At 48.2% G+C, this 24,948-nt stretch carries 21 protein-coding genes; 19 read left to right on the forward strand and 2 right to left on the reverse strand.

From position 1 onward, the window contains the following. Positions 1-20: 20 nt before the first annotated feature. The 7 genes from NST99_RS16680 to NST99_RS16710 all read left to right on the forward strand — a co-directional run bounded on the left by NST99_RS16680 (position 21) and on the right by NST99_RS16710 (position 7,575). Positions 21-1,148, forward strand: coding sequence for an ABC transporter ATP-binding protein (locus NST99_RS16680; RefSeq protein ID WP_341093176.1), 1,128 nt, complete (start codon positions 21-23; stop codon positions 1,146-1,148). Beyond that, positions 1,145-2,062: an ABC transporter permease gene (locus NST99_RS16685; RefSeq protein WP_341093177.1), complete on the forward strand. Its 918-nt coding sequence runs from the start codon at positions 1,145-1,147 to the stop codon at positions 2,060-2,062. Before NST99_RS16680 ends, NST99_RS16685 begins: the two co-directional genes overlap by 4 nt. Then, a complete protein-coding gene (locus NST99_RS16690; protein WP_341093178.1) occupies positions 2,055-2,888 on the forward strand; it encodes an ABC transporter permease in 834 nt (277 codons plus the stop codon). The genes NST99_RS16685 and NST99_RS16690 overlap by 8 nt, the downstream gene beginning before the upstream one ends. 5 nt (positions 2,889-2,893) lie before the next feature. Beyond that, positions 2,894-4,108: a Xaa-Pro peptidase family protein gene (locus NST99_RS16695; protein WP_341093179.1), complete on the forward strand. Its 1,215-nt coding sequence runs from the start codon at positions 2,894-2,896 to the stop codon at positions 4,106-4,108. Positions 4,109-4,178: 70 nt separating this feature from the next. Next, a complete protein-coding gene (locus tag NST99_RS16700; RefSeq protein ID WP_341093180.1) occupies positions 4,179-5,384 on the forward strand; it encodes an MFS transporter in 1,206 nt (401 codons plus the stop codon). Positions 5,385-5,563: 179 nt separating this feature from the next. Beyond that, a complete protein-coding gene (locus NST99_RS16705; protein WP_341093181.1) occupies positions 5,564-6,457 on the forward strand; it encodes a hypothetical protein in 894 nt (297 codons plus the stop codon). 254 nt (positions 6,458-6,711) lie between these two features. Next, positions 6,712-7,575 carry an alpha/beta fold hydrolase gene (locus tag NST99_RS16710; protein WP_341093183.1) on the forward strand — a complete coding sequence of 288 codons (864 nt, stop codon included), beginning with the start codon at positions 6,712-6,714 and terminating at the stop codon, positions 7,573-7,575. 200 nt (positions 7,576-7,775) lie between these two features. On the opposite strand, the gene NST99_RS16715 is transcribed toward NST99_RS16710, so the two are convergent. After that, on the reverse strand, positions 7,776-9,701 hold the full coding sequence (locus NST99_RS16715; protein ID WP_341093184.1) for a PAS domain S-box protein: 1,926 nt from the start codon (positions 9,699-9,701) through the stop codon (positions 7,776-7,778). A 144-nt stretch (positions 9,702-9,845) separates the two neighbouring features. Between NST99_RS16715 and NST99_RS16720 the strand changes: the two genes are divergently transcribed. Then, complete coding sequence (locus tag NST99_RS16720; RefSeq protein WP_341093186.1) at positions 9,846-10,406, forward strand: GNAT family N-acetyltransferase; 561 nt, start codon at positions 9,846-9,848, stop codon at positions 10,404-10,406. A 116-nt stretch (positions 10,407-10,522) separates the two neighbouring features. On the opposite strand, the gene NST99_RS16725 is transcribed toward NST99_RS16720, so the two are convergent. Continuing rightward, complete coding sequence (locus tag NST99_RS16725; protein ID WP_341093188.1) at positions 10,523-11,539, reverse strand: CapA family protein; 1,017 nt, start codon at positions 11,537-11,539, stop codon at positions 10,523-10,525. A 314-nt stretch (positions 11,540-11,853) separates the two neighbouring features. Between NST99_RS16725 and NST99_RS16730 the strand changes: the two genes are divergently transcribed. The 11 genes from NST99_RS16730 to NST99_RS16780 all read left to right on the forward strand — a co-directional run bounded on the left by NST99_RS16730 (position 11,854) and on the right by NST99_RS16780 (position 24,884). Further along, positions 11,854-13,092 carry an FprA family A-type flavoprotein gene (locus tag NST99_RS16730; RefSeq protein ID WP_341093189.1) on the forward strand — a complete coding sequence of 413 codons (1,239 nt, stop codon included), beginning with the start codon at positions 11,854-11,856 and terminating at the stop codon, positions 13,090-13,092. 16 nt (positions 13,093-13,108) lie between these two features. Further along, on the forward strand, positions 13,109-14,323 hold the full coding sequence (locus NST99_RS16735; RefSeq protein ID WP_341093191.1) for an NAD(P)/FAD-dependent oxidoreductase: 1,215 nt from the start codon (positions 13,109-13,111) through the stop codon (positions 14,321-14,323). Between the two features lie 28 nt (positions 14,324-14,351). Further along, positions 14,352-14,534 (forward strand): rubredoxin, encoded by a 183-nt coding sequence (gene rd / locus NST99_RS16740; protein ID WP_038591984.1) that lies wholly within the window; start codon positions 14,352-14,354, stop codon positions 14,532-14,534. Positions 14,535-14,580: 46 nt separating this feature from the next. Further along, entirely contained in the window at positions 14,581-15,291 is a 711-nt protein-coding gene (locus NST99_RS16745; protein WP_341093192.1) for a Crp/Fnr family transcriptional regulator, read from the forward strand. A gap of 158 nt (positions 15,292-15,449) precedes the next feature. Further along, positions 15,450-16,811, forward strand: coding sequence for an extracellular solute-binding protein (locus NST99_RS16750; RefSeq protein WP_341093193.1), 1,362 nt, complete (start codon positions 15,450-15,452; stop codon positions 16,809-16,811). Between the two features lie 221 nt (positions 16,812-17,032). Next, a complete protein-coding gene (locus NST99_RS16755; RefSeq protein WP_341093194.1) occupies positions 17,033-18,109 on the forward strand; it encodes an SGNH/GDSL hydrolase family protein in 1,077 nt (358 codons plus the stop codon). Between the two features lie 5 nt (positions 18,110-18,114). After that, a complete protein-coding gene (locus NST99_RS16760) occupies positions 18,115-19,671 on the forward strand; it encodes an extracellular solute-binding protein (RefSeq protein WP_341093196.1) in 1,557 nt (518 codons plus the stop codon). 123 nt (positions 19,672-19,794) lie between these two features. Then, positions 19,795-22,722, forward strand: a complete 2,928-nt coding sequence (locus NST99_RS16765; protein WP_341093198.1) for an alpha/beta hydrolase fold domain-containing protein — start codon at positions 19,795-19,797, stop codon at positions 22,720-22,722. Between the two features lie 103 nt (positions 22,723-22,825). Next, on the forward strand, positions 22,826-23,032 hold the full coding sequence (locus NST99_RS16770) for a tautomerase family protein (protein WP_341093199.1): 207 nt from the start codon (positions 22,826-22,828) through the stop codon (positions 23,030-23,032). Next, positions 23,022-23,978 (forward strand): ABC transporter permease, encoded by a 957-nt coding sequence (locus NST99_RS16775; protein WP_341093200.1) that lies wholly within the window; start codon positions 23,022-23,024, stop codon positions 23,976-23,978. The genes NST99_RS16770 and NST99_RS16775 overlap by 11 nt, the downstream gene beginning before the upstream one ends. 24 nt (positions 23,979-24,002) lie before the next feature. Continuing rightward, positions 24,003-24,884, forward strand: coding sequence for a carbohydrate ABC transporter permease (locus tag NST99_RS16780; RefSeq protein ID WP_445744969.1), 882 nt, complete (start codon positions 24,003-24,005; stop codon positions 24,882-24,884). The last annotated feature ends 64 nt before the right edge of the window (positions 24,885-24,948 follow it).

Here is a 24,948-nt window from a genome sequence, read left to right on the forward strand (position 1 = left end):
GAGAGATGGGAGTTGGGACAATGAGTGACGGAGTGGGGCCGATTGCAATCGAGACGCGTGATGTGAGCAAGCGTTATGCGGGAAATACGGCCGTTAATCAGGTGTCGCTACAGGTGAAACGGGGAGAATTCGTCTCTCTGCTCGGGCCCAGCGGCTGTGGGAAAACCACGCTGCTCCGGCTTCTCGGCGGCCTGGAGCAGCCTGATGAGGGGACTGTGCTGCTGTCAGGACAAGATGTCTCGGGGATTCCGGCTTATGGACGAAATACAAATATGATTTTTCAGCAACTGGCGCTGTTCCCGCATATGGATGTCTACAATAACATCGCTTACGGTTTGAAAGTCAAAAATACCCCGAAGCACGAAATTAAACAGAGGGTACAGGAGATGCTGGAACTGGTGCAGCTCGGCAACTACAGCCAGCGCGCCGTCTCCCAGCTATCCGGCGGACAGGCGCAGCGCGTTGCCATCGCCCGTGCCTTAATCAACAAGCCGGAAGTGCTGCTGCTGGACGAACCGTTGTCTGCACTGGATTTGCAGCTGCGGCTGGATATGCAGCGTGAACTGAAAAGGATACAACGTGAATTCGGGGGCACGTTTATCTTCGTTACCCATGATCAGCATGAAGCGATGAACATGTCTGACCGCATCGGTGTCATGCGGGGCGGCAAGCTGCTCCAATATGCGACGCCCGATGAAATCTACGAACGGCCGGTGGACAGCTTTGTTGCCAAGTTTATCGGCGACACCAACCTGCTTCGGGTGAAGGTACTTGGTGCGGAAGAAGGCCGGGTCTGGGTTCAAGCCGGCGGCTTGAAGCTTGCCGTACGCCCGCAGGAAGGGCTGCCCCCGCTCCCTGCGGGGAGTACGGGTTCACTCTCCGTCCGTTACGAGTATCTCCGGATCGGAGAAGCGGCAAGTGACTGCGACAACCGGCTGGAAGGAAGAGTGACCGAATGTGCATATGGCGGTGCAAGCATCCGCTACACGCTGGATATGGGTGGCCATATCCAGCTGCATGCCAGCACACTGTATCAGCGGGGGGATGCCCGGTATGCTCCGGGCGACTCGCTGCAAATCGGATTCAATCCCGAAGACGGTCTTCTCCTGCCCGTTGATGGCCCTCCACTAAGAGTGGGTTCCTTATGATGAAGGCTGCCGGCAAGCTCGCGGGTCTGTTCTCTCCGGGGAACCGAACCTGGGCGGCTCAGCTGCTGCTGCTGTTGCCTGCGCTTGCCTTGATGGGCATCGTGTATCTAGGTGGACTGCTGATCTTCGGCCGGTATAGTTTTGATCTCTACGAGAACGGGAGGCTGATCCGGGACTGGAATCTCGATTCCTACCGTTCTTTCCTGGGTGACCCTTATTATTGGACCTTGATAGGTACCACCTTTCGAGTCGCCGCCAAGGTAACTTTTTGGAGTCTGCTGCTTGCCTATCCGCTAGCCTACTGTATTGCCGGCCTGAAACGGAAAGGCTTACAACAGTTCTTCTTGCTGCTAACATTTCTTCCGCTTCTCGTCAGTGCTGTTGTCAGATCATATGGATGGCAGCTGCTATTGTCTAAGCAGGGTTTTATGAACTGGCTGTTCATAAAGATGGGACTGACGGATAGCGGATTTGAGATGATGTATAACGAGACCGGGGTTACCGTTGCGCTTGTACATATCTTTCTGCCGTTTATGGTGTTCCCGATCTTGAATGTGCTTACCCAAACCGATGATTCACTGAAAGCGGCAGCCCATGATCTGGGCGCAGGTCAATGGCGCACGTTTCTAACCATTACACTGCCCTTGTCCGCGAGGGGCATTGCGAGCGGGGTGCAGATTGTCTTTACACTCTGCCTGACCGCATTTACAACGCCTCAATTGATCGGAGGCGGGCGCGTCATGACGCTTCCGGTACTGATCTATCAGCGGACATTGGATACGAACTGGCCGATGGCGGCTGTGGCGAGCCTCTTTTTGTTTGCTTCATCGATCTTTGTATCATTGATTGTGAACAAGTTAGCTGACCGGCTGATGTTCCGGCGTACCCGGACGGGAGGGCAGACCCATGACTAAAAAACCACGGGATTACAAATGGATTCTCTACGTATGTGCAGGGGCCGTCGGATTGTATCTGCTGCTGCCGTTGTTGATGATCCTGGTAACCTCAGTGAGCAGCGGAGCCTCCAGCAAGTTTCCGCCCGAGGGGCTGACGCTGGAATGGTACAGCCGTCTGGGTGATCAGAAGCAGTTTCTGGAAGCCTTCCGGAACAGTATGCTGTCTTCAGCGGGTGCAGTTCTGCTGGCTCTGGTTACTGGCACAATGGCTGCGCTGGCGATAGTCCATTATCCTTTTCCGGGCAGGGGACTTTTACGCGCCTTTTTCATGTCGCCAATGGTAATGCCCAAGATTACATTAGGTGTGGCGTATCTGATCCTGTTCTCAAAGATGCACATCGCTGGCGGATTATTTGCCCTGATCCTGGGGGAGGCGGTCATCGTCCTGCCGTTTGTCCTGTCCATTGTTGGCAGCGCTCTCGCCAATCTCAATCCGGCACACCGCGAAGCTGCCGCCGATTTGGGGGCCGGACCTTTTCGCATTTTCTTTACGATCACATTGCCGCAGCTGCGGCTTTCGCTTGTTTTAGCCGGTTCGATTGCCTTTGTCTTCACCTTTGATCAGGTCGAGACGGCACTGCTTATCTTACGTCAGGGAAGTTATACCTTGCCTATACAGCTCTTCTTGTACATGGAAAAATGGCAGGATCCTACGGTCGCTGTCGTGTCCATGGTGCTTATCGCTTTTGCACTTGTTCTGTTTTTTGCAATCAAACTGCTCATCCGCTCCGCACCGGGTCTGGAAAAACTGCTCGGCAGCCGAACGAAGAAAAGGAGGTCTTGAACCTGATGGACAAGCAAATCTCGAATCCTGTTTCCGGAGTCAACCGGCCGCGTGCCGCTGAACTTATGGCAACCAGAGGTCTGGCCGCTCTTGTGGCGACCACACCGGAAAACATCAACTATATTCTTGGCTCGCAGCTGCGGGCCAGCAACTGGACGATGCAAATTTATGCTGTACTGCCGCGTGAACCGGAAACCCGTCCCTGTGTCATTATTCCTACCAACCGGCTGGGTGTAATTGCGCAGCTGGGGATTACCGGAGCAGATTTATATGTGTACAGCGATTTTTTTGTGGAGGGGTCTATCGAAGGCAAGCCATCTACTCCGGATATTGATCTTTTTTACACTTTGCTGCAAAATACGACAACCTATGCGGGGCCGATTGAAGCGTTGGAAGCGGCTCTTGAAGCTCTTGGGCTCAAGGGACAAGCAGTAGGGGTGGATGAAATGAGAATTGCTCCAGATCTGCTTGCTAAATTTGCCGCTGGACTTCCCGGCGGACAGGCTGTTGCAGCCTACCAGCTGTTCCGCCAGATCCGGCAGATCAAAACACCGTTTGAAATCGAACGTCTGCGGAAGTCTGCAGTTCTGAACGAGACGATTGAGCAGCAACTAATCGGTCTGATCGCCGCGGGTGTGCACGAGAAGGACTTGGCCGACCATTACCGGCTTGCCGTGATGAAAGCAGGGGGCACCCCCGCGATGACGGCAGTTGGTGCGGGTCCGCGCAGCGCTCTGCCGCTGATTGAGAATTATTTCCGCGTCATCGAGCCGGGGGACCAGATCCGTTTTGATCTCTGTCTTCAGTTGGACGGATACTGGGGAGATACAGGCCGGACTGTAGTGCTTGGAGAAGCCACACCTTGGATGGAACAGCACTTTCATGCAGTGCGCAGCGGCTGGGAGCAGGCGCTTGAAATGATCCGCCCCGGCGTAAAAGCATCTGACGTCTTCCAGGCAGCTGTAGCCAGAGTTCAGAAGGAAGGCATTCCGCATTACCGGCGCCAGCATGTGGGGCATGCCATCGGCCTGGAATTGTACGATGATGTAACTCTGTCGCCCGGAGATCACCGCATTCTGCAACAGGGGATGGTGCTGTGTGTGGAGGTTCCTTATTATGAACTGGGCGCAGGCGGATTTCAGATTGAAGATACGATCGTGGTGACAGCAGACGGCTACGAGTTCTTAACCCAGATGGAACGAAAGCTGTTCCGCAAATAACAAGGAGGGTTCCGGTCACCCTGTCCTGTTCCGACAATCGGAGTTTCTCCAGCAAAGAAAGTAGGGAGCAATGAAAATTCAGCAGGGTTCAAAATCGTTCCGAAATATTAGTCTTGCCCTGTTTGCCGGAGGTTTTGTCACATTTGCGCTTCTTTATACCCTGCAGCCTTTGATGCCGGAAATTACCGAAGCGTTTGGAATCACGCCGACGGAATCCAGTTTAACCTTGTCGGTCACCACTCTATCCATGGCATTGACCATGCTGTTCATCGGTTCCGTATCCGATGCGGTTGGCCGCAGAGCCATTATGACGGCCTCTCTGGTTGCAACTTCCGTGATCGCCATCATTTCCGCTTTTAGCCCGTTTTTCCCCGTATTGCTGCTGTTGCGTATATTACAAGGCATTGCGCTTGCTGGATTGCCCGCTATAGCAATGACTTATCTTGTGGAAGAAATCGAACCCCTCAGTCTGGGTTATGCAATGGGTCTTTACATTAGCGGCAACTCCATTGGAGGAATGGGGGGCCGGATCATCAGCGGGTTGTTGACCGACTGGTTTGACTGGCGCGCAGCTGTCGGTGTCATTGGCGTGTTGGGTCTGGCTGCGGCTTTGATATTCTGGAGGGTGATTCCGCCTTCGCGCCATTTCGTGAAGAAGACAGGCAAGCTGGGCCAGGTGATTCCACTGCTCTGGTCGCAATGCCGTAATCCGCGGCTCCTTTGTCTATATGGGCTAGGTTTCCTGCTAATGGGCAGCTTTGTCTCCTTGTTTAATTATATTGGCTTCGAGTTGACCGGTGAACCGTACAATCTTAGCCAGTCACTGGCCGGCAGCATTTTCGTCGTGTATCTGATGGGAACCTTCAGTTCCACCTGGATGGGGCGGCTGGCTGACAGGTATGGCCGTACCGGTGTCATTAGGTTAACCCTTGCCATCATTTTAACGGGAGCACTTTGCACGATGCATCCCTTCTTATGGGTCAAAATCATCGGCCTTGCGCTGTTCGCCTTTGGTTTCTTCGGTGGCCATTCCATTGCCAGCAGCTGGGTGGGCCTGGTAGCTGATGATCATAAGTCGCAGGCCAATGCACTGTATCTCTTTTTCTACTACGTAGGCTCTAGTGTAAGTGGTACAGGCGGCGGGTTGCTGTACAGCCATTTTGGCTGGTTCGGCATCATCGGCATGATCGCAGCCTATGTGGCAATTAGCCTGATGTTATGCGGCTTCCTAGTGCATAAGAGCGGGGAGAGGGTTTCAGAAACTTTAATTCCATAAACTAAGAAAAGGCAGCCGACGGACGGCTGTCTTTTTTGTATAATCGCCGATTGAGGATAAACTATAAGTTCATCAAATCACGTCCGTTTTCAGCAGTGAAGGAAATATCTGCTTGTCTACTTTCCTTAAAAAACTTGGTAAGGTAGAGGTTAGCAATCAATAAGAGGTGAAAAGTTGTCATGAATAAGAAACACTGTTTGTTCTGCGATGAGATTGTTCCCATTAAACCGGAAGGCGATTACGATAGATATATTGGCTGTGCCTGTTCACCCGGCGGTTTCTATAGCCTGCGGAGAGACAGCTATGAACCTATTAATTCGTTGCCGCACCCCAAGAAACGCGACATGCTTCATTTAATATCAGCTTATATCCGGGAGCTGACCGATTGTGATGAAAAGGTCACTCTAGCCGCCAACGACTTAGAGTCGATTGCAAATTCTCCGAAAATACCCGTTACCATTGAAGATAAAGGAAACCGTCTATTGCAATATTTATACAGACATTCCGAAGGGCCGGAGGAACCTGTTGTCATTCAACCACTCTCCGGCAGCTATAATTTGACCTATTCGCCCAATCTGCAAGAGCTGGTTTATATCATTGATAAGCTGATCAACGAGCAGCTGCTTATCAGGGAAGGTATGTCTTTTAAGCTTACCGGCAAAGGCTGGAGCGAAGCCGCTGCGAACGCCGGAGGGAAAAAATTAAAGCCTTGCGTCGTTCTCATTTCGGATGAGGGGGATTTGCGCACGGAGTGGCTGGAAATACTGTTGCCGAAAATCGAGCAGTGCGGTTATTTGCCGCGATTGCTTACACATACAAAAACGCAGAGCCGTGAACAGTATTCCTTGGAGCTTATCGCGGACAGTAAGCTGATGATTGCGGACTTATCCGGTCAATCCCCCGAGGTGTATTTTGCAGCGGGATATGCGCTCGGTTTAAACATTCCAGTGATCTGGACCGTAAACGGGAGCGATGCCGATAACCTTTTTGTACAAATCCAAGATATCCGTCCGATGGTTTGGGATACAGCCGAGGAGCTGGCAGTATTACTCCAGCAGAGGTTGAGTTTATAGAGTACGTAATAGGTGAAATGCTCAACCCCTTCAGTTTATACGAAGGGGTTGATGTGCATTTCCTTATGGCATAGGAAGTCTAGCAAGCGGTTTCAGGAGGTGAAGATGTAAGTGCTTGAGGATGAGATAAAAATAGATTTAATCAGTGTGTTAATTTGTGGTATAGTCTAAAATAATGTGAAAAAATACATAAAAATCTCAGATCATACTATCCAAGGTTTCCTATGAAATATTAATAATAGGGCGGTGGTTTTATGGCAACTATTTTTAAGAATGAAGCAGCTGAGAAAGAATACGAGCTTACATATCAGAGAAGTATAGATCGTTTTGACATGGAAGTGTCCTCACGCTATATTCCGACTTCATATGGGATGACGTATGTGATATGTATCGGTGATCCGAGCAAGCAACCACTTGTACTCCTGCATGGAATGACCATGAGCAGTACTATGTGGTTCCCTAATGTGAAACAACTGACGAAAGAACGCTGCATTTACGCCGTTGATGTGATAGGTGACTTCGGTAGAAGCAAGCCTACCTTACCCATAAAGAGCAGGAATGCTGCCACGCAGTGGCTTCTGGAGGTTCTGGATTCACTGATGTTTACCAAGGTGGACTTAGCCGGTCACTCGATGGGTGGTTTTCTTTCATTAAATTTTGCGCTAGCACATCCGGAACGAGTATCTAAATTAATGCTTTATGCTCCAGCAGGCACATTCCATAGGATAAGTGTTAAATTTTTCACAAAGATCTATCCTGCTTTATTATTACATACAGAGAAGTGGATCGATAATGCATTTTCATGGTTCTCTGCAACAGGTGATCCGTTGGACCCTATATTCCGGGCTCAAATTATTGCAGGTTACTGTAATGCAAAACCACTTTTGCAACTGATGCCTTCAGTATTTAAGAAAGCGGAATTCCAAAATTTTAATATCTCCACATTACTTCTCATCGGGGACAAGGAAGTGATTTATCCCGCTCAAAAGGCATTAGATAACGCTCGAATTATGATCCCGCATATGGAAGCTTATTTGATAGCTGGAGCAAGCCATTCCCTGACCATGGAGCATGCGGAGGAAGTCAATGCGCTTACTCTTCAATTTCTCAGAAAATGAGAACATATATATTGTGTCAATTTGTAAGAGGATAAACTAATGGAATCACGCTGCGCGCGCTTTTTTGTGTCGTTTATATCGATTCTGTTTTTCCATTTGAATCAGTCATATGAAAAAATCCCCTCCAAGTATAACAGTAATGTCCAGCATTTTACTGTATTCCTAAAGGGAAAATTATCACTCGAAAATAGTACCTTTTACTATCTGTTCACAAGCTGGTCAATAATCTTCAGGATGACTTCCCGCTTAATAGGCTTGCTGACATACTCGTCCATCCCGGCAGCGAGACATTTTTCCCGATCACCTTTCAAAGCATTGGCTGTGACTGCGATAATCGGGGGACAGTTCTCCTTGTGTTCTTCTCTTATCAACTTCACCGCATCGAAGCCGTTCATAATCGGCATGTGCAGATCCATTAAAATGAGATCAAACTTCTCTTTGTGTGCTGCTTCAACTGCGTCTAAGCCGTTTGAGACAGGGGTGATTCTATGACCTAATTTTTCAAGTGTTTTGGTTAACACCAGTTGGTTGATGTAATTGTCTTCAGCAAGCAAAATATTAATCTCTCGTGTAATAGGGTGCTTGTACGAGGAAGATTCTTGAGCGGGAATTGCCGCTGTTTTCTTGGGCTTGATGGTGAAGGTGAAAGACGAGCCACTCTTGCCGTCACTCTCCGCGTAAATCTCGCCGCCCATCATACCGATAATTCTGCGGCTGATAGCAAGGCCCAGACCAGTGCCTTCGTGATTGCGCGTCATAAAGCTGTCAATTTGGGCAAACGGTTCAAAAATGTCATTCAGCCGCATAGGATCAATCCCAATGCCCGTATCTGTTACCGTAAAGGCCAGCTTTGTCGGATCTTCCTTTAGCAGCTTCACTTTTACCGATATATTGCCCTTGGAGGTGAACTTTACGGCATTGCCGAGCAGGTTCAGGAGAACCTGTTTCAAACGGTCGCAGTCTCCGTAAATGTAGTCCGGAACATCGTGATTTATCGTACTGGAGAGCTCGATTTGCTTTTGATCAGCCTTCATAGAAATAACAGCGAAGCTGTCCTTGATGCATTTGCGAAGAGCAAATGTATCTTCTTGCAGTTCAGTTCGGCCTGCTTCGATTTTTGAAAGATCAAGAATATCATTGATGATATTGAGCAGGGTATCCCCGCTTTTGCGGATGATCTCCACATAGCCTCGTTGCTCTTCATTAAGGTCAGTTGTATCAAGCAGAATATCCGTCATGCCGACTACCCCGTTCATAGGGGTGCGGATTTCGTGGCTCATCATGGCAAGAAACTCACTTTTCGCTCTGTTCGTAGACTCGGCAGCCTCCTTTGCAAGCAACAATTGCCGCTGTTCAGAGATGTCCTTACAGATGAGGTAGAATCCGATATTTTGATTACTCACATAAATTGGTGCAATACTGGTAAGCACTTCAACAATCTGGCCACTTTTGGTTCTAAGCGCATTAATGTGCTGTTCAACCGAATCATCGTACAGCGCTTTTTTCAGAATCTTCTGGACATTCTCGTGGCCAATTAGACTCGAAAGCTCCATCCCGATTAGATCGGCCTCTATGGAGTAGCCTGTGATCTTTTCCGCCATACTGTTGGCGTTAATAATTCGGCCGTCTAGCCCAAATGAAATCACGGTGTCATGATTGTATTTTTTGAGTGATGTATACCGCTCAACTGACTCCTGTAGGCGCTGCTCGGATTCCTTTTGCTTGGTAATGTCAATGATTTGGCAAATGTAATACAATGCCTGGTCCGCCTCATCACTGAAAAGCTTGAGAGATAGCAGCCCCCACAAGTCGTCTCCATTTTTTGAAATAAACCGCTTTTCGAGCTGTACGTTGGTTCGGTCACCCATGAGCGTCTTGAGTTGGTGTATAGTTCTAAAATCATCATCGGTATGGGAAAGGTCTTCCAACCTCATGCCGTCAAATTCTGCAGTGGAATAGCCAAAAATCTGTTCAATGGCGGGGTTAACAGTTAAAATCACACCTTCTGGCCCAACAAGGGCGATGCCAAAGGAGGCGTGATCAAATACCTGTTGGTTGAATCGTTCCTGGTTCAGGTTTACGCGATGCATGGCGGCCTCCATAGGGTAAGGTAATGTGTGCGTCAAAAATAGACCTCCTATATGGAAGGCCCCAATCTAATGAAATGAATATAACTCCGAAATTGAATTACCCGATTGATTTTTTATTGAAACAGGAAGAAAATAGAAACACCTGTAATATAATTTCAAGCTAGGAGATGAATTAGAACAATGTACAATCAAGCCGAAAGAACGCTTACTACCGGACGGTTGATTTTAAGACCCTTTAAAGAGTCTGATGCACAACGTGTCAGTGAGCTCTGCAATAATTACAATATCTATAAAAGTACATTAACTCTACCTTATCCATACTCCAATGATTGTGCATTATCATGGATTCAAACACAAGAGGCTAATTTTAACAGTAATAAATCCTATGAGTTCGCCATTACTGATAAAAATACATATGAGCTCTATGGAGCAATAGGACTGTCAAATAACCAATCGCACAAAAATGGCGAACTAGGGTATTGGATAGGTGAGGAATACTGGGGGAAAGGATATGCGACAGAAGCAACAAAAGCTATCCTTGAGTTTGCCTTCACAGAAAAGCACTACCATAAAGTGTACGCGAGATACTTTGCTTCAAATCCAGGCTCTGGACGGGTTATGCAGAAATCGGGCATGGTGAAGGAAGGTGTTTTATTTCAGCATGTCTATAAAGAAAATAAATTTGTAGACCTTATTCATTATGGAATTATTAATTCTGGAGAATGTTATATAACGAATTAAAACAGCGGTAACCTTGGACGAGAGATACAGTCCTGGACTACCGCTGTTTAGATTATTACGATGGCTATCAGCATATCTGGAATGTTACAGACGAAACTGTTCATTATAAAACGGCTCTACCCCCGCTTTAAGATAGTCTCTGTATGTTTCAACATACCATTCAAGGCATTTCGCTTCCCCGGGTTTAAATCAGAGGCATTCCGCTTTAACGCATCGCGGATGGGGATGACCTCTGTCATTTTTCTGCCGCTTTTCACTTTACGAACTACGCAGGTCGGGATGTAATCGACGTTAGTGATACTTGTGTTTCCTTTTTGATCCTTTTTGATTTTGAGAGTTAGAATGATACTGCTTTGTGTATAAGGAATATTCATTAGCTTAGTCGAAACAAAATTACCCAGTGAATAGATAACAAATTGTTTCTTTCCCCGAACCGCTAACGGTTGAAGAACATGCGGGTGAGAACCCAGGATGATGTCCGCGCCATTTTTAAAGAAGAGGTTGACCAGCTGCTTTTGCCTCTTGTTTGGAGTGTACTTATATTCGTTTCCGAAATGCAGATAAAGCAAGACCAGGTCAGCTTTCTTTTTTAAATTTCGAATTTGCCGGATGATTTTACCGGTTACTATCCGATTGACCAGCCATGGCTGACTCGCCGGTACAGGAATCCTGTTGGTTCCTGCCGTGTAGGAGAGAATTCCGATCGTAATCCCTTTTACGTTTTTGATAAGAGTTTTCTTGGATTCTTCTAATGACTTAGACGTTCCGGTATGGTCGATTCCAGTATGGTCCAGAACCTTTAACGTGCGAATCAGACCCTGGGTACCATAATCCATGCAGTGATTGTTCGCAGTTACTAATACATCGAATCCGGCTTCCTTAAGGGCCGGGGCCAATTCGTCTGGACACTTGAATATCGGACCGCTTGAACGCAGACTTTTCCGGCTATTCCGCCCGTTTCCGGCAAAGGTGGTTTCGAGATTGCCAATCGTCAAATCAGCCTGTTTCAGATAAGGAGCAACTTTTGCGAACAGGGGGCCGAACGAATAGGTACCGTCAGCTTGTTTAGCATCTGAAATAATATGACGTTTGACCATAAGGTCTCCTACAGCATTTATTTGTATTTCCGTCATCGTTATCCACCTTTTTATTGTTTTGATTAGGATATGGCGGAAGGGGGATATGGGTTATTAATATTCACAGCAGAACAAGGGCTGTTTCGGGACATCGAAAGCTCGGAATGAGGCTTATTTTTTCTTTTTTTATACTTTTTTATATAAAATGTGACCCTACGCATAATCACTTCATTTGTATCGTCTAAATTTATGGTATACGAATTTTTTCTCAAACTTTCATAATTTGATTCAAATCCTCTTTTTTGTTTGGCGGCCATAATAGAATATGGTTATTGATAAACATTATCAACCAAACATTGGAGGTTAACGAAATGAGTACACAGTTCAAAAAAATCGCCGAGGATACTTTCTGGATAGGCAAAATCGATAACCGTCAGGTTCCCTTTCACCGTCTGGTACTATCAAAAGGAACGACCTATAACTCATACCTGTTGAAAACAGGAAAACCGACTGTCATTGATACTGTAGATATGGAATTCGGACGTGAATATGCCGAGTGTCTGGGTGAAATGATTGATCTTCTGGATATTCATTACATCGTGATTAACCATACAGAGCCTGATCACTCCGGTGGACTGGCGGCGCTTGCTGGCAAGGCTGCAAATGCCACAATTGTTTGCACTGAGATTGCCGTACCGGAATTGCAGGAAATGTACAAGCTTCATAGCCGGAACTTCCTGGTGGTTAAAGACGGAGATAAGCTGGATATCGGAGGAAAAACACTTCTGTTTAAAGAAACACCGTACCTTCATACTGCTGAAACGATGATAACCTATTGTATCGAAGATCAAATCTTATTTCCTTGCGATATCTTCAGTACGCATGTTGCGGTGGAGAATCTGTTCAGCGATGAAGCCGGATTTGATATCACGGAAGATTTCCAGGGTTATTACGCCGCTATTATTCATCCTCACAGAAGATATGTAAGAACACTGCTGGAGGCTGTCAAGGATCTTGAAATCCGGATGATCGCTCCTTCCCACGGATTTGTGATCCGGGAGGACATCCGTAAATATATCGAAATGTACGCCACGTTGAGCCGCGAAACCACTCAAGGAAAAAAGGCAGCCATTGTGTATACCACCATCAAAAACAGTACCAAGAAGATGGCCAAAATTATACAAGACTGCTTGCAGGAAAATAATATTGCGACAGAGGTCTGGGATGCGGATAAAAGCAGCGCTGCCGATATTCTGAACAGCATTGCGTCAGCCGATGCAGTCTTTATCGGCAGCTCCACTAAATATGCGGACATGATCGGAAACCTGGAGAACATTCTGAAAGAAATGCAAAACATGAATCTGGAAGGCAAACTTGCTGCAGCCTTTGGCTCATACGGCTGGAGCGGTGAAGCCATTGAAGTCATTCAGGATTATCTGAACGGAACCAACATGACGGTGCAAAGTACTTCTGATGTGATTAAATCCACAGGGATGACACATGTGGAGTTCCCTTTAAGAATCAGATTTTCCCCTAAAGAGCCTGAGAAAGTACAAAAAATTAAAAATGCGGCTGAATTTGTATCGGATTTGCTGCTGAGTTCATTTTAGGAAGGAGGATTATAGGATGACAAAACATTACGTTATTGTCGGCGGCGGAGTAGCCGCCGTCCATGCCGCTAAAGCGATCCGTGATCAAGACGCAGAATCGGAAATCTCGATCCTCGGAGAGGAAGACCAACTGCCCTACAACCGGATTAAACTGACCAAAGGCCTGTTTACCGACCTGCACAGTGAGAAGGTGCTGATCAAGAAGGAAAAATGGTATCGCGATAATCGTATATCCGTAAAGACCTCTACGCGAATCAGTTCTGTCCACCCGGACCGGCAGCTGGTGGAGACAGAAGACGGGCAAAGTGTATCGTATCATAAGCTCCTGTTGTGTATGGGAGCAAGGAACCGCGCGCTACCGATTGAGGGTGCAGGCCTGAACAACGTTCATACCCTCCGTGATATGAATGACGCGGACCGGCTGAAAGACAGCCTGCAGGATGGCAGCCGTGTAGCCGTAATCGGCGGGGGAGTACAGGGAATCGAAACCGCTTGGGCGCTGCATGAAGCAGGCTATCAGGTAACGGTGATTGAAGCATTTCACCGCCTGATGGGCAGACAGCTTGATGAGAAATCCTCACAGCTGCTTAAGGACACCCTCGAACGATCAGGTGTTAAGGTTATTCTGCAATCAGGGGTGGCGTCTATTACAGGGACAGAGTTTGTTACCGGAATTACGCTGGACGATCAGTCTCACTTCTCCTGTGACCATGTAGTTTACTCTATTGGTATCGTGCCGAATACGGCGCTGGTAAATGGCTCGAATATTCTAGTCCGGCAGGGCATTCTCGTAAATGAACAAATGCAAACAAGTGATCCGCATGTGTACGCAGCCGGAGATGTTGCTGAAATTAACGGGCATGTGGAAGGACTGTGGGGCGGAGCGATCGAGCAGGGCCGGATTGCCGGCAATAATATGGCCGCTAATCTCACTGTTTATCGTAGAGCTGTTCCAGTGACCTTGTTTAATGCCTTTGGCCTCTCACTATTTTCAATAGGCAACGTTGATGAACGGCAATGCGATATGGCGGTGCGCGGAAAAGACAATGGAGCTTATACGCTCATCTATGTGAAAGATAACACAATAACCGGGGCGATATCCTGGCAAGGCGCAGCTGCTTCCCTGGTATATAAAGCCGCTGTCGAGCAAGGCACCACGCTTACGGGAATTGATCTCAACGGTAGCAATATCGTGGAAATTATGGCTGAAGTACAAACCAGATTGAACTAAACTACCAACTTTTTAGGAGATGATAATGATGAAAAAATACATCTGCCAACCCTGCGGTTATATCTATGATCCGGCAATAGGCGATCCTGATGAGGATGTGGCTGCAGGCACAGCGTTTGAAGACTTGCCTGAGGATTGGGTTTGTCCGGTATGTGGTGAGGATACAAGCCACTTTGCGCCGGTTGAGGACAAAAAGTCTTCTGCTTCCTAAAGAGAAGCAGGAGTTGTACAAAAAACGAACAAAAGGGGGGACAGTTATGAATGAGCATTCTTGCCAACACGCTGCAGAACCTTGTACCCGCAAGGTGCCTATTTTCGCTGCGTTGAGCGATGACGATCTCTCCCGGATCAGCGCCATGATCAAGCACCGTAAGTTCACTAAAGGTCAACCGTTAATTCTGGAAGGGGCGCCGTCGGATACGCTGTACATCATTCAGCGGGGGCATGTGAAATTATCCAAAACAACTCCTGAAGGCAAGGAACAAATTCTGCACATCCTGACGAACGGGGATTTTTTCGGGGAACTGAGCATATTTAACAGCGATGAGCTGAGCAACTTCAGTGCTTATGCGCTGAAAGACACCAATATTTGCATGCTGACCCGATCCGATATGGAGCAGTTAATGACTGATAATCCGGATATTTCGCTTAGGCTGCTGAAGAGTGTTACCAAACGACTAGCCCATACAGAAAATCTGGCGCAAAGCCTGGCAACCAAAGATCCGGAAATACGGATTGCTTACATGATCATGGAACTCAGCGACAAATATGGCAAGCAACGCGGCGGTCATATTCATATTGACCTTCCGCTGTCTCGTGAAGAACTGGCCAGTTATGTCGGGGTCACCCGCGAAACGATTAGCAGAAAATTCTCAAGGTTCGAAGATTCGGGTCTTATTGAGCTGATTGGAAACAAGCAGATGGTTATTATAGATCCGGCAGGTTTGGAGAGTTATATGGGGTATTAAGATATGGAGCAAGCTCCGATACTTGTCGTTCCCGGAGGTTTTCAGTATGATGAATACTGTATAACTTGTCCCTATGGGCTCGATTAATCGGAAGATGGCGAGGAACCCCAATGCAGAAAAGGAATAGCAGGAAATTTTTCCGTATTCGGTTAGAGGAAATGATTCAAACCTTGCGGCATGAAATTCGTTCCGGGAGTATTGCAATCGGCAGTTATCTCACTTCGGAGAGTGACCTGGAGGTGCGCTTCGGACTTAGCAACGCTTCCGTGCGCAACGGGCTTAAGGTGCTGGTGGACGAAGGTTTAATTGAGAAAATCCCTCGCGTTGGCAATCGGGTACTCTCTCCGGTGCCGGAGGGCAGAACGGCGATCAAGTTCGGATATGTGAACACGATCCCAAAGCTCGTAGAGATGCAAGAGCTTCTGAATGAGTTCGGCAAGCGGTATCCGCATATCGAAGTTCAGCCGCTCGAGTTGTCTTCAGGAAACTACTCATCATCGCTAAAGGAACATTTGCAATCGGAAATCATGGATGTCGTACTGATGAACAATAATAATTATCAGGATTTTGTGGAGCAAGGCTGTACGGAGCTGCTGGAACCGCTGGAGGAGCAGCCGGACACCTACCGTTTTCTTTCCGATCCGTTCCGGTATGGTGACCGTAATCGCGTTCGGCCCTTTATTTATTCTCCGGTCGTGCTTTGTTATAATAAACACCATTTTAAGGAAGCCGGCGTATCACCACCTGACAGCAGCTGGACCTGGGATGATTTGTTCGCTTACGGCCGGAAGGTAGCTGAGGGTCAGAATTGGTACGGATTTTATTTTTACTTGCCTTCCCGCAACCGGTGGCCGTTGTTCCTGCTGCAGAGCGGCACGACGTTTGAGGCAGAACAGGACGGCGAAGGCAAATTCCGGCTCAGTGGCTCAAAGCTAATCGACAGTTTAGGTACCATTCGAAAGCTGATCGGCATGAAGGATGTATTTCCAGCCGTACTGTCCGAGAGCGACGCGGATGCGGAAGCGTTATTCTTGCAAGGCAAAGTATCCATGATTATGACGACTTATTACTTCTTGAATCAATTGCGTCATTCCGATCTGGCATTCGATATTGCCCCGCTGCCCAGGCTGCAAAATGCCAATACGCTGCTGATCATAAACGGTCTGGCGGTTAACAGTAAATCGCAGAATAAGGATGCTGCCATGCTTCTCGTCGATTTTCTCACCTCGCATGAGGCGCAACTGCTCCTTCGGCGCAAGACGCTGAATATTGCAGCCAGCCGTTTGGCGATGGAATGGGAAGGGGAGGAAGCCGGTTATCGTCCGGCCCGCTTTCAGTTATACCGCGAGATCTTTCCCACCTATCGTCTGGTCACGGAGCTGGGCTTAAGCAACCGCCAGTTAAAAGACATTCAGCGCGATATCATGATGTTTGTTTCTGGCTTGCTGAATAACGATGAGTTATGCGGCAGGTTAGAGGAAACATTGAACACGATGGATCAGGAGACTCCGCTCTCTTGAGTAGTGCATTGTGATTTGAAAATTACGGCACAGGTTCAGTTCTGAACCTGTGCTTTTTGCTTTGTTGAATGATTTGTTCATCAACAATTACTAACTCATAAAAGACTCATATAAAACATAAATACATATTGACTGCGCTTACATTGTTATTATATGATTCATTAGAAGTCAGTTATGAGTTAACGCTGACTCGTAATCATTAAGGTGGTGTAGCTGCAACGATGGAGAAGGACGGCGTTTATTTTCACAATGTTTCGGAGCTGGTACATAAACCCTATCAATCCGGATTGCACCTGCAGCGTTTTCCGCAGCAAGTGCGTACCGGTTTGTCAGAGAAAGGACGGACCAAGGCCATACAATCGAACGGCTGTGAATTGCGGTTTGTCACCGAATCCAAGCATGTCAGAGTGACCATCGGCTCGAATGATAGCAATGGACGCGTCGTGGTATGCAGAGGGGATTTTTTTCATTCCCAGCATTTACTGCAAGCCGGTGCGGTAACCACCCTGCATTTGGAGCAGCCGGAACGTTTCGCGGAGGTGCCGAGCGGGCGGCTGAATCAGTCTGGATTTTCCTCTAACGTGTGGCGTTTGCATTTTGACCGCTTCGGGGCTGTCTTCTACGATGTGGATGCATTTGGCTGCGAAGTGCGCGTGCCAACTCCAGATGAGGTACCGAAGCTTACAATGCTGGCATACGGATCTTCCATCAGTCAGAGCGCAGGATCCACGCATCATTTCAATGGATACTTGCAGCAGACGGCGCGCAGACTCGGCGTGGATGTGCTTAACCTTGCACTCAGCGGATCCTGTTACTGCGAGAACGTTGTTGCCGATCATCTGGCGGAACGCGAGGATTGGGATTTCCTGTTTCTGGAGCTTGGGGTCAATATGCGCGCAGTGGTGTCTCCCGGGGAATTTAAGCGCAGGGTGTCTTACATGCTGGACCGGGTTATCGAACGCCATCCCGCCAAACCTGTTTTTGTCACTACGATTTACCCGAATCGAGCAACTTATTTTCTTGATACAAGTCATCTTCTTCATGTCCAAGAGGGGATTTTTAACAAAGCGCTGCTTCATTGCTTTGAAAGCAGTAAACATCCGCAGCTGCATCTGCTGGATGGCGCAGCGATTATGTGCGATCTTACATCGCTCACGTCCGATCTGATTCATCCTTCGGATTACGGACACACGCTGATGAGCGAGCAATTAGCAAAGCTGCTGCAGCCGGTGATTGAGCCGCTCCGGACATCTAGTCATTCTAGTGCCGCTGACCAAAATTTTGTAACAGGGAGTTGATGAACATGAAGCGTTGGATGCTTACCATAGCGGGAGTTTCATTATTAGCCGCCTCTATGAACGGATGTTCCACTTCAAATAAGGGAGAAGAGGAACAAGCAGGGGAGAATCCGGGAAAGAACACTGCATTCTCCATATCGTTCCGCAGCGGAAACATTTCGTATGCAGACAATCACCCCAATATCAATGATGACAAATGGGTTAAAAAGCTGGAGGAGCTTACCCATACAGATCTTAACATCCGTTTGATGCAGCAGAAAAATTTTGACTCGCAAATGATCCAAATGTTCGCGATCAACGACATTCCGGATGTCGTTCAAGCAAGCTCCGGGCTGACGAATCCCCAGTTGGCCGGTTCCGTGGAGGCCGGAGTATTCATGCCCCTTAATGAACTGCTTGAGAAGTATGGGCAAGATCTGCTCAAGAAAGTTCCTAAGGACGCTTGGGAAAAGGAGACCGATGCGAAAGGCAACATCTACGCGATTCCCGAATGGCTGTCCAATCCATCACGCCGGGCGACTTGGATTCGTGAGGATCTTCTGGAAAAAACGGGGCTGCCAGAGCCGAAAACAGTGGACGACTTCCTGAACGTCATGCGTGCCTTTAAGAAGCTGGGTGTGGAGAATCCATATATGGGCCGGGAGGACTTTGTATATTCGGATATGTTCTTCGGGTCTTACGATACCTTTGGCAATTTCTTTATGAAACAAGGGGATCAAATCGTACCGAAATTTATGAATATCGAGAATATGCAAAAGACGATTCAAACGTATAAGACAATGTTCGACGAAGGACTGATCAACAAGGAATTTGTCACGATTAATCCCACGAAATTCAAGAACGATATTCTCTCAGGCAAAGCGGGCATCTGGAACATGAATGCCAATCTTTTGATCCAATGGGACCAGCAGCTAAAGGAACAGATACCTACCGCGAAAATGAAACTGATCGCCTCCCCGACAGGGCCGGATGGGAAGGGTGGACTTCGCCTTGTCGGTACGGTGCCGCGAGCCTATTTAATCAACAAGAATGCGAAGGACCCTGCCGGAATCGTCAAGTTTTTCAACTGGATGGTCAGTGACGAAGCGGAAAAGTTCTTTACCTTCGGGATTGAAGGGGAAAATTATACGGTAGAGAACGGCAATATTAACTACAAAAGACCGAAAACCGCCGATGAGGTCGACGAGGAAACGTTCCGTCAAATCCTGCTGTGGTTCGTACAAGATACAACCTACAATAAAGGCGCGCTCAGCCTCACCCCTGAAGGAAAAGACTTGATGAAGCTCTACGATACGGTACTTGCGAGTGAGGGGCGTGACGGGATTCAATTCGAACCCCAGGTGCAAGGCTACCAGAAAAACCCGGATATTACTCCAGGGGGAGATAAACTGCCGCCCGTCATATTGACGCATGTGATCAATATGGTATACGGCAAGGAGCCAATTTCCGATTATCCGAAGGTGGTGGAGGAATGGCTGCAAAAAGGGGGGAGTGATGTCGTCAAGGAAGCAACTGAACGTTTTAACAACAACGACGGTGTCATTTTGTCCCGGCAACAATAAGCATTGATAATATCTATACCTTGTCAGGGAGGAATTCATTTGAGAAACGGACTGCGCAGGAAAGTATTTCGATTCAGCACAAGAGTATTGTTGTCCTTGATATTGTTATGTCCACCCCTTGAATTGCAAGCGCTTACTCAGGTACATGCAGAGACACTGGTGCCGATCTCTTCATCGGCTGAGCCTCAGCCGGTTCCGGTTCCGGAAGGCGTTGAGCTGTATGAAGATGTGCTGATTGGAAATGCTGGAACACGTCCGATTTATACTTCGATAGCCGTACCGAAGACCACGCCTCACGCACCGATGCCGGTGATGGTATACATCCATGGGGGAGGCTGGAACCACGGAGACCGGAAGCAAGCCCTTGCCAGTATCTGCAGCTATGTGACCAAGCGGGGATACATCGGAGTTTCACTGGATTACCGGTTAACCCCGGAAGCGCCGTTTCCGGCGCAAATTCAGGACGTGAAGCTGGCAATTCGTTATTTGCGCGCACATGCAGCAGAATATCATCTGGACCCTAGCCGAATCGGTGTATGGGGTACGTCCTCAGGCGGTCATCTTGCTTCGCTGCTCGGTACAACAGCGCAGATCACTTCAGGTGAGACGATCACACTGGATACAGGACATGTCGTCAACGTTCCGGATTTGAGCGGGAATGGCGGTTGGCAGCAATATTCCGATCAAGTCCAAGCCGTTGTCGATATGTACGGACCAGCAGATTTCACCACAAACTTCGCCAATAGCTACAAATCCGTGAAAGCGCTTTTAGGCGGAAATAACGCCTTCTCTGTGCCGGACCAAGCTCGGCTGGCCATGCCTGGCACTTATGCCTCACCGGACGATCCGCCTTTTTTCATCCGCCATGGTGATGCCGATGCGACGATCCCATACACGGACAGCGTTACGTTCTCCAATCAATTGAAGGATGCAGGCGTAAAAGTGGTCGATGTCAAAATCGTGCCAAAACAAGGACACGGCTTCACCGGCGAGGCGGCTGAACAGGCAAGCGCTGAGGCGTGGGCCTTTTTGAATCAATATGTGAAGAACCGTACCACAACAACACCTCCGGGTGAGGTTCTCTACCGGGACCTCACTAGTCTGACGCCGAGCGACGACGCGGTCATCGACAGCAGTAAACCCGCCGGCAACCTTAGAAGTTGCACCGGTAACATTTCTTTCATCCGGTCAACGCTGGCAGAACCCATCCTTCCTTACGCGACGGTAAACGTAACAGCCAGTGACAGCGATGGCAATATCGCAACGAATACTATTGATAATAACTTGTTTACCCGTTGGTCCGCAGCCGGTAACGGTCCTTGGATCGAATACGATTTAGGCGAATGTAAGCCGATCGGCTATTTAGGTATTGCCGTTTATAAAGGAGATACGCGCACGAGCCAATTGAATATCGAAACTTCAAGTGACGGTGCGGTATGGACTCCGGCATGGTCCGGCGCCAGCCGGTTCATGACTACAGAGATGCAGGCATTCGATCTCCCGGACACAGAAGCGAGATTTGTACGCATTGTAGGTCTTGGGAATTCCGATGGCAGTGCGTTTACAAGTTTATCGGAAGTAGATGTCTATGCGCCGTTTGCGAATGGCGATACACCTGTAGCCAGTATCCCGAATTTCACGCCGGGTCCGCCCCGGGAACCGGTCCCGTTCACAGCTCCAGGATTAACCGAAGCTGACGGAACGGTACATCCGGTTCATTCCCCGCATGTGACAACCGGCCGTGTCCTGAATGTGCTGAACTATCATGCCGATCCCGCTGATAACGATACAGACGACGGTCTTGCCATTCAAGCTGCCATAAACAGTGCCCAGCCCGGTGACGAAGTCTATTTGCCGTCCGGGGTTTATAATTTGAACTCGACACTAGATACCCTTGTCAATTTGAAGCTAAAGTCTGGTGTGAATCTTCGCGGTGAAAATCAATCCGCAACCATTCTCAAAACGGCACTCAACAAGGTGAAAAACAGTGCGCTAATGAAGGTATCCGGTCAGCACGATCTGTCCATATCTAATCTCACCTTAACCTCTACCTGGAAGGGTAACTACACAGCAGATCATAAAGTGAACAATCCGGACGCCGGCGGTCCCGACAGTATGATCACCATTGCGAATTTTGGTGAGCTTCCGTCCTACAACATCACGGTTGACGGGATTACTGTTGAGAAATACTCGCGTATGGGCGTGCGTATCGACAACAGCCGTGATATTGTTGTACGCCGCAGTACGTTCCGCAATGCGACGGATGTAGGTCCGGGTGGTGCCGGCTACGGCGTGTCGATTCAGGGCATGGCCAAACAGGATCGTAACGGATACGATAATGACACGCTTTGGAACGTAGTCGAGGATTCTCGTTTCGAAGGGCCTTATTTGCGGCATGGTGCGCTGATCCAATTTGTTGCACATAACAATGTCCTGCGAAACAATCAGTTTACGAATACAAAGCTGGATGCCATCGATCTGCATGGGGAACTCGAATATTTGAACGAGATATACGGCAATGTGATTAGCGATATTCCTTACGGCGCTGCGATCGGACTGGGAAACACCGGCGGAACAGCACCCAGCAACCACAGTAAGACAGGACCACGCAACTATATCCATGACAATACGATTCGCAATACAAGAGAAGGAATCAATGTAACGATGGGTACCCCGGATACAGTCATCGAACGTAATCTGGTTGAAAACACAGCCCACATAGAGGACGCCAAGGGCATTCGGGTACTGAACGGTCCGGGCACGATCATCAAGGAGAATGTCATTCGCAATAATACCGCGCCTAATTATTGGGCTGTCTCGCTTGAGCATGATCCCGGCGACAGCAAAGCAAATAATATCGGGGAAGGTGACCCGCAGAACGTTCAATTGATCGGGAATTTGCTGACCGGCAATACGAACGGCATACGGCTTCTTGCTGGAACCGGGATCACCCTGCAGGGAAATTTCGTTGACAGCGTAAGTCTCAATTATTTCAAAAGCGAACATGTGGTGGTAGAAGGCTGGCCTTCCAAAAACGAAGCTAACCCCTAAAGAAAACACAAGTACACTCACAGAAACCCCATATTGCAAGCGCTTTATTGTAGGTAGAATAAGGATAGATTCAATCACTATTCGAGGAAATGGAGGTAAGACGATGCCACATATTGAGATCAGAATGTACGAAGGCCGAACGCGTGAGCAGAAGGAGGAGATAGTCACTGTATTCACGCGGGAGCTATCCCGGATTATTGAACGGGAGGAGCGGTTCATAACCGTCGAATTTGAGGAAATTCCCCTAGATGAGAATGCTCCGGCAAACCTGTTGAAAACAGGACCTGGAGGAAACGGTCATGAAGGCTAAGTTAACTGGGGTAGACCTTATTAACTACAAGGCCGATACGAAAAAGTCCCTGCTCTTAAACATGTGGAAATTCAGAGCGCTGTACGTGATCGCAATTCCCGGGATTTTGTACTTTATCATTTTCAAGTATGTGCCGTTAGCCGGTTCAGTTATTGCGTTTCAGAACTACAACATTTTTAAAGGCTTCACAGGCAGTGAGTGGGTGGGGCTTGAGCACTTTAGAACCATGTTTCAATACCAGGATTTCGGACGGATCTTAAGCAATACGATTCTGCTGGGCTTGTATGATCTTCTATTCGCCTTCCCTGCTCCGATATTGCTTGCGCTCCTGCTGAATGAAATCCGTCTTGTGTTTTACAAACGCTTTTTGCAAACAGTGGTTTATATGCCCCATTTTCTGTCCTGGGTAATTGTCAGCGGAATCGCTTTGGGCATTCTCTCCCCGGGAACAGGGATCGTGAACCAGGTTTTACAGGCTTTCGGGTTTGAACCGATTTATTTTCTTGGTGAAAATTCATACATTCGCACGATTCTGATCAGTTCCGGCATTTGGCGGGATTCCGGGTACGGTACGATCATTTACCTGGCCGCATTAGCAGGAATCAACCCGGATCTGTATGAGGCTGCAGAAGTAGACGGAGCCGGGCGCTGGAAACAAACCATGGCGATTACACTCCCGTCTCTTATACCGACAATTATGATTTTGTTCCTTCTCCATATCGGGAGATTTCTTGATCTTGGCTTCGAGCGGGTCTGGGTATTCCTGAACGCGCTTAATACCGGGAACGGGGAGATTCTGGACACTTATATCTATAAGGCGGGGCTGCTGTCTCAGCAATACAGCTATACAACAGCAGTGGGGCTATTCAAGTCGGTAGTGGGACTCATTCTGGTGCTCATCGGCAACATTTTGAGCAAGAAAACAACCGGTGAATCGCTGTATTAATCGCTCTTTATGGAGGTAGGGATGATGAGAGTACGCTACACTCGCGGCCAGAATCTATTTAATGTGTTTAATCTTTTGTTTCTGACCGCCCTTGCTTTGGCTATGTTTCTGCCGTTTCTGAATGTGATTGCCCAGTCCTTCAGCAGCTCCGAAGCAATTATTAATGGCAGGGTAGGCTTGCTGCCCAAAGATTTTACGGCGATCAATTATCAGTACGTCTTCAGCGATCACTCCATTTGGCGGGCGTTCGGTGTCTCCGTCTATATTACGGTGCTGGGCACCGCCATCAATCTGATTGCGACAGCGTCTCTCGCTTATCCGGTGTCGCGTCCGGAATTCGTAGGGCGAAAATACATCGTCATGATGGTATTGTTCACCATGGTATTCAGCGCCCCCCTAATTCCGAACTTTATTCTGATCAAGAATTTGGGGCTTATGAACTCCCTATGGGCACTCATGATTCCCGGCGCCATCAGCGCATTTAACTTCTTCGTGATGAGAAGCTTCTTCATGCAGCTGCCGCAGGAACTGATTGACTCCTCCCGGATCGACGGGTGCGGCGAGCTGCGGATCATCGTCAGTATGGTACTGCCGCTGTCCAAACCGGTCATGGCCTCATTGGGGATTTTCTACGCCGTCGGACATTGGAACACTTACATGAGCGCGCTGTATTACATCAACAAGCCGTCCTTATGGCCTCTGCAGGTGATGCTGAAGAAGCTCTTCGAGACGGACGATATCAGCATTGATCCGGCTTCCTCGGTCTATAGCTCTCTGGCACACACATCGCCTGAGGGTATCAAAATGGCCGTTATTATTGTCGCAACTATTCCGATTATCATGATTTATCCGTTTCTTCAACGCCATTTCGTTAAAGGAATGATGGTCGGCTCCGTGAAATCCTGATCTATTATAATATGATAGAATAGGAAACGCATGTAGCGAGACGAATCGGAAGGTGGTATCCATG

Origin of the sequence: Paenibacillus sp. FSL L8-0470 (genome assembly GCF_038008625.1) — a bacterium.
Lineage (GTDB): Bacteria > Bacillota > Bacilli > Paenibacillales > Paenibacillaceae > Paenibacillus_AQ.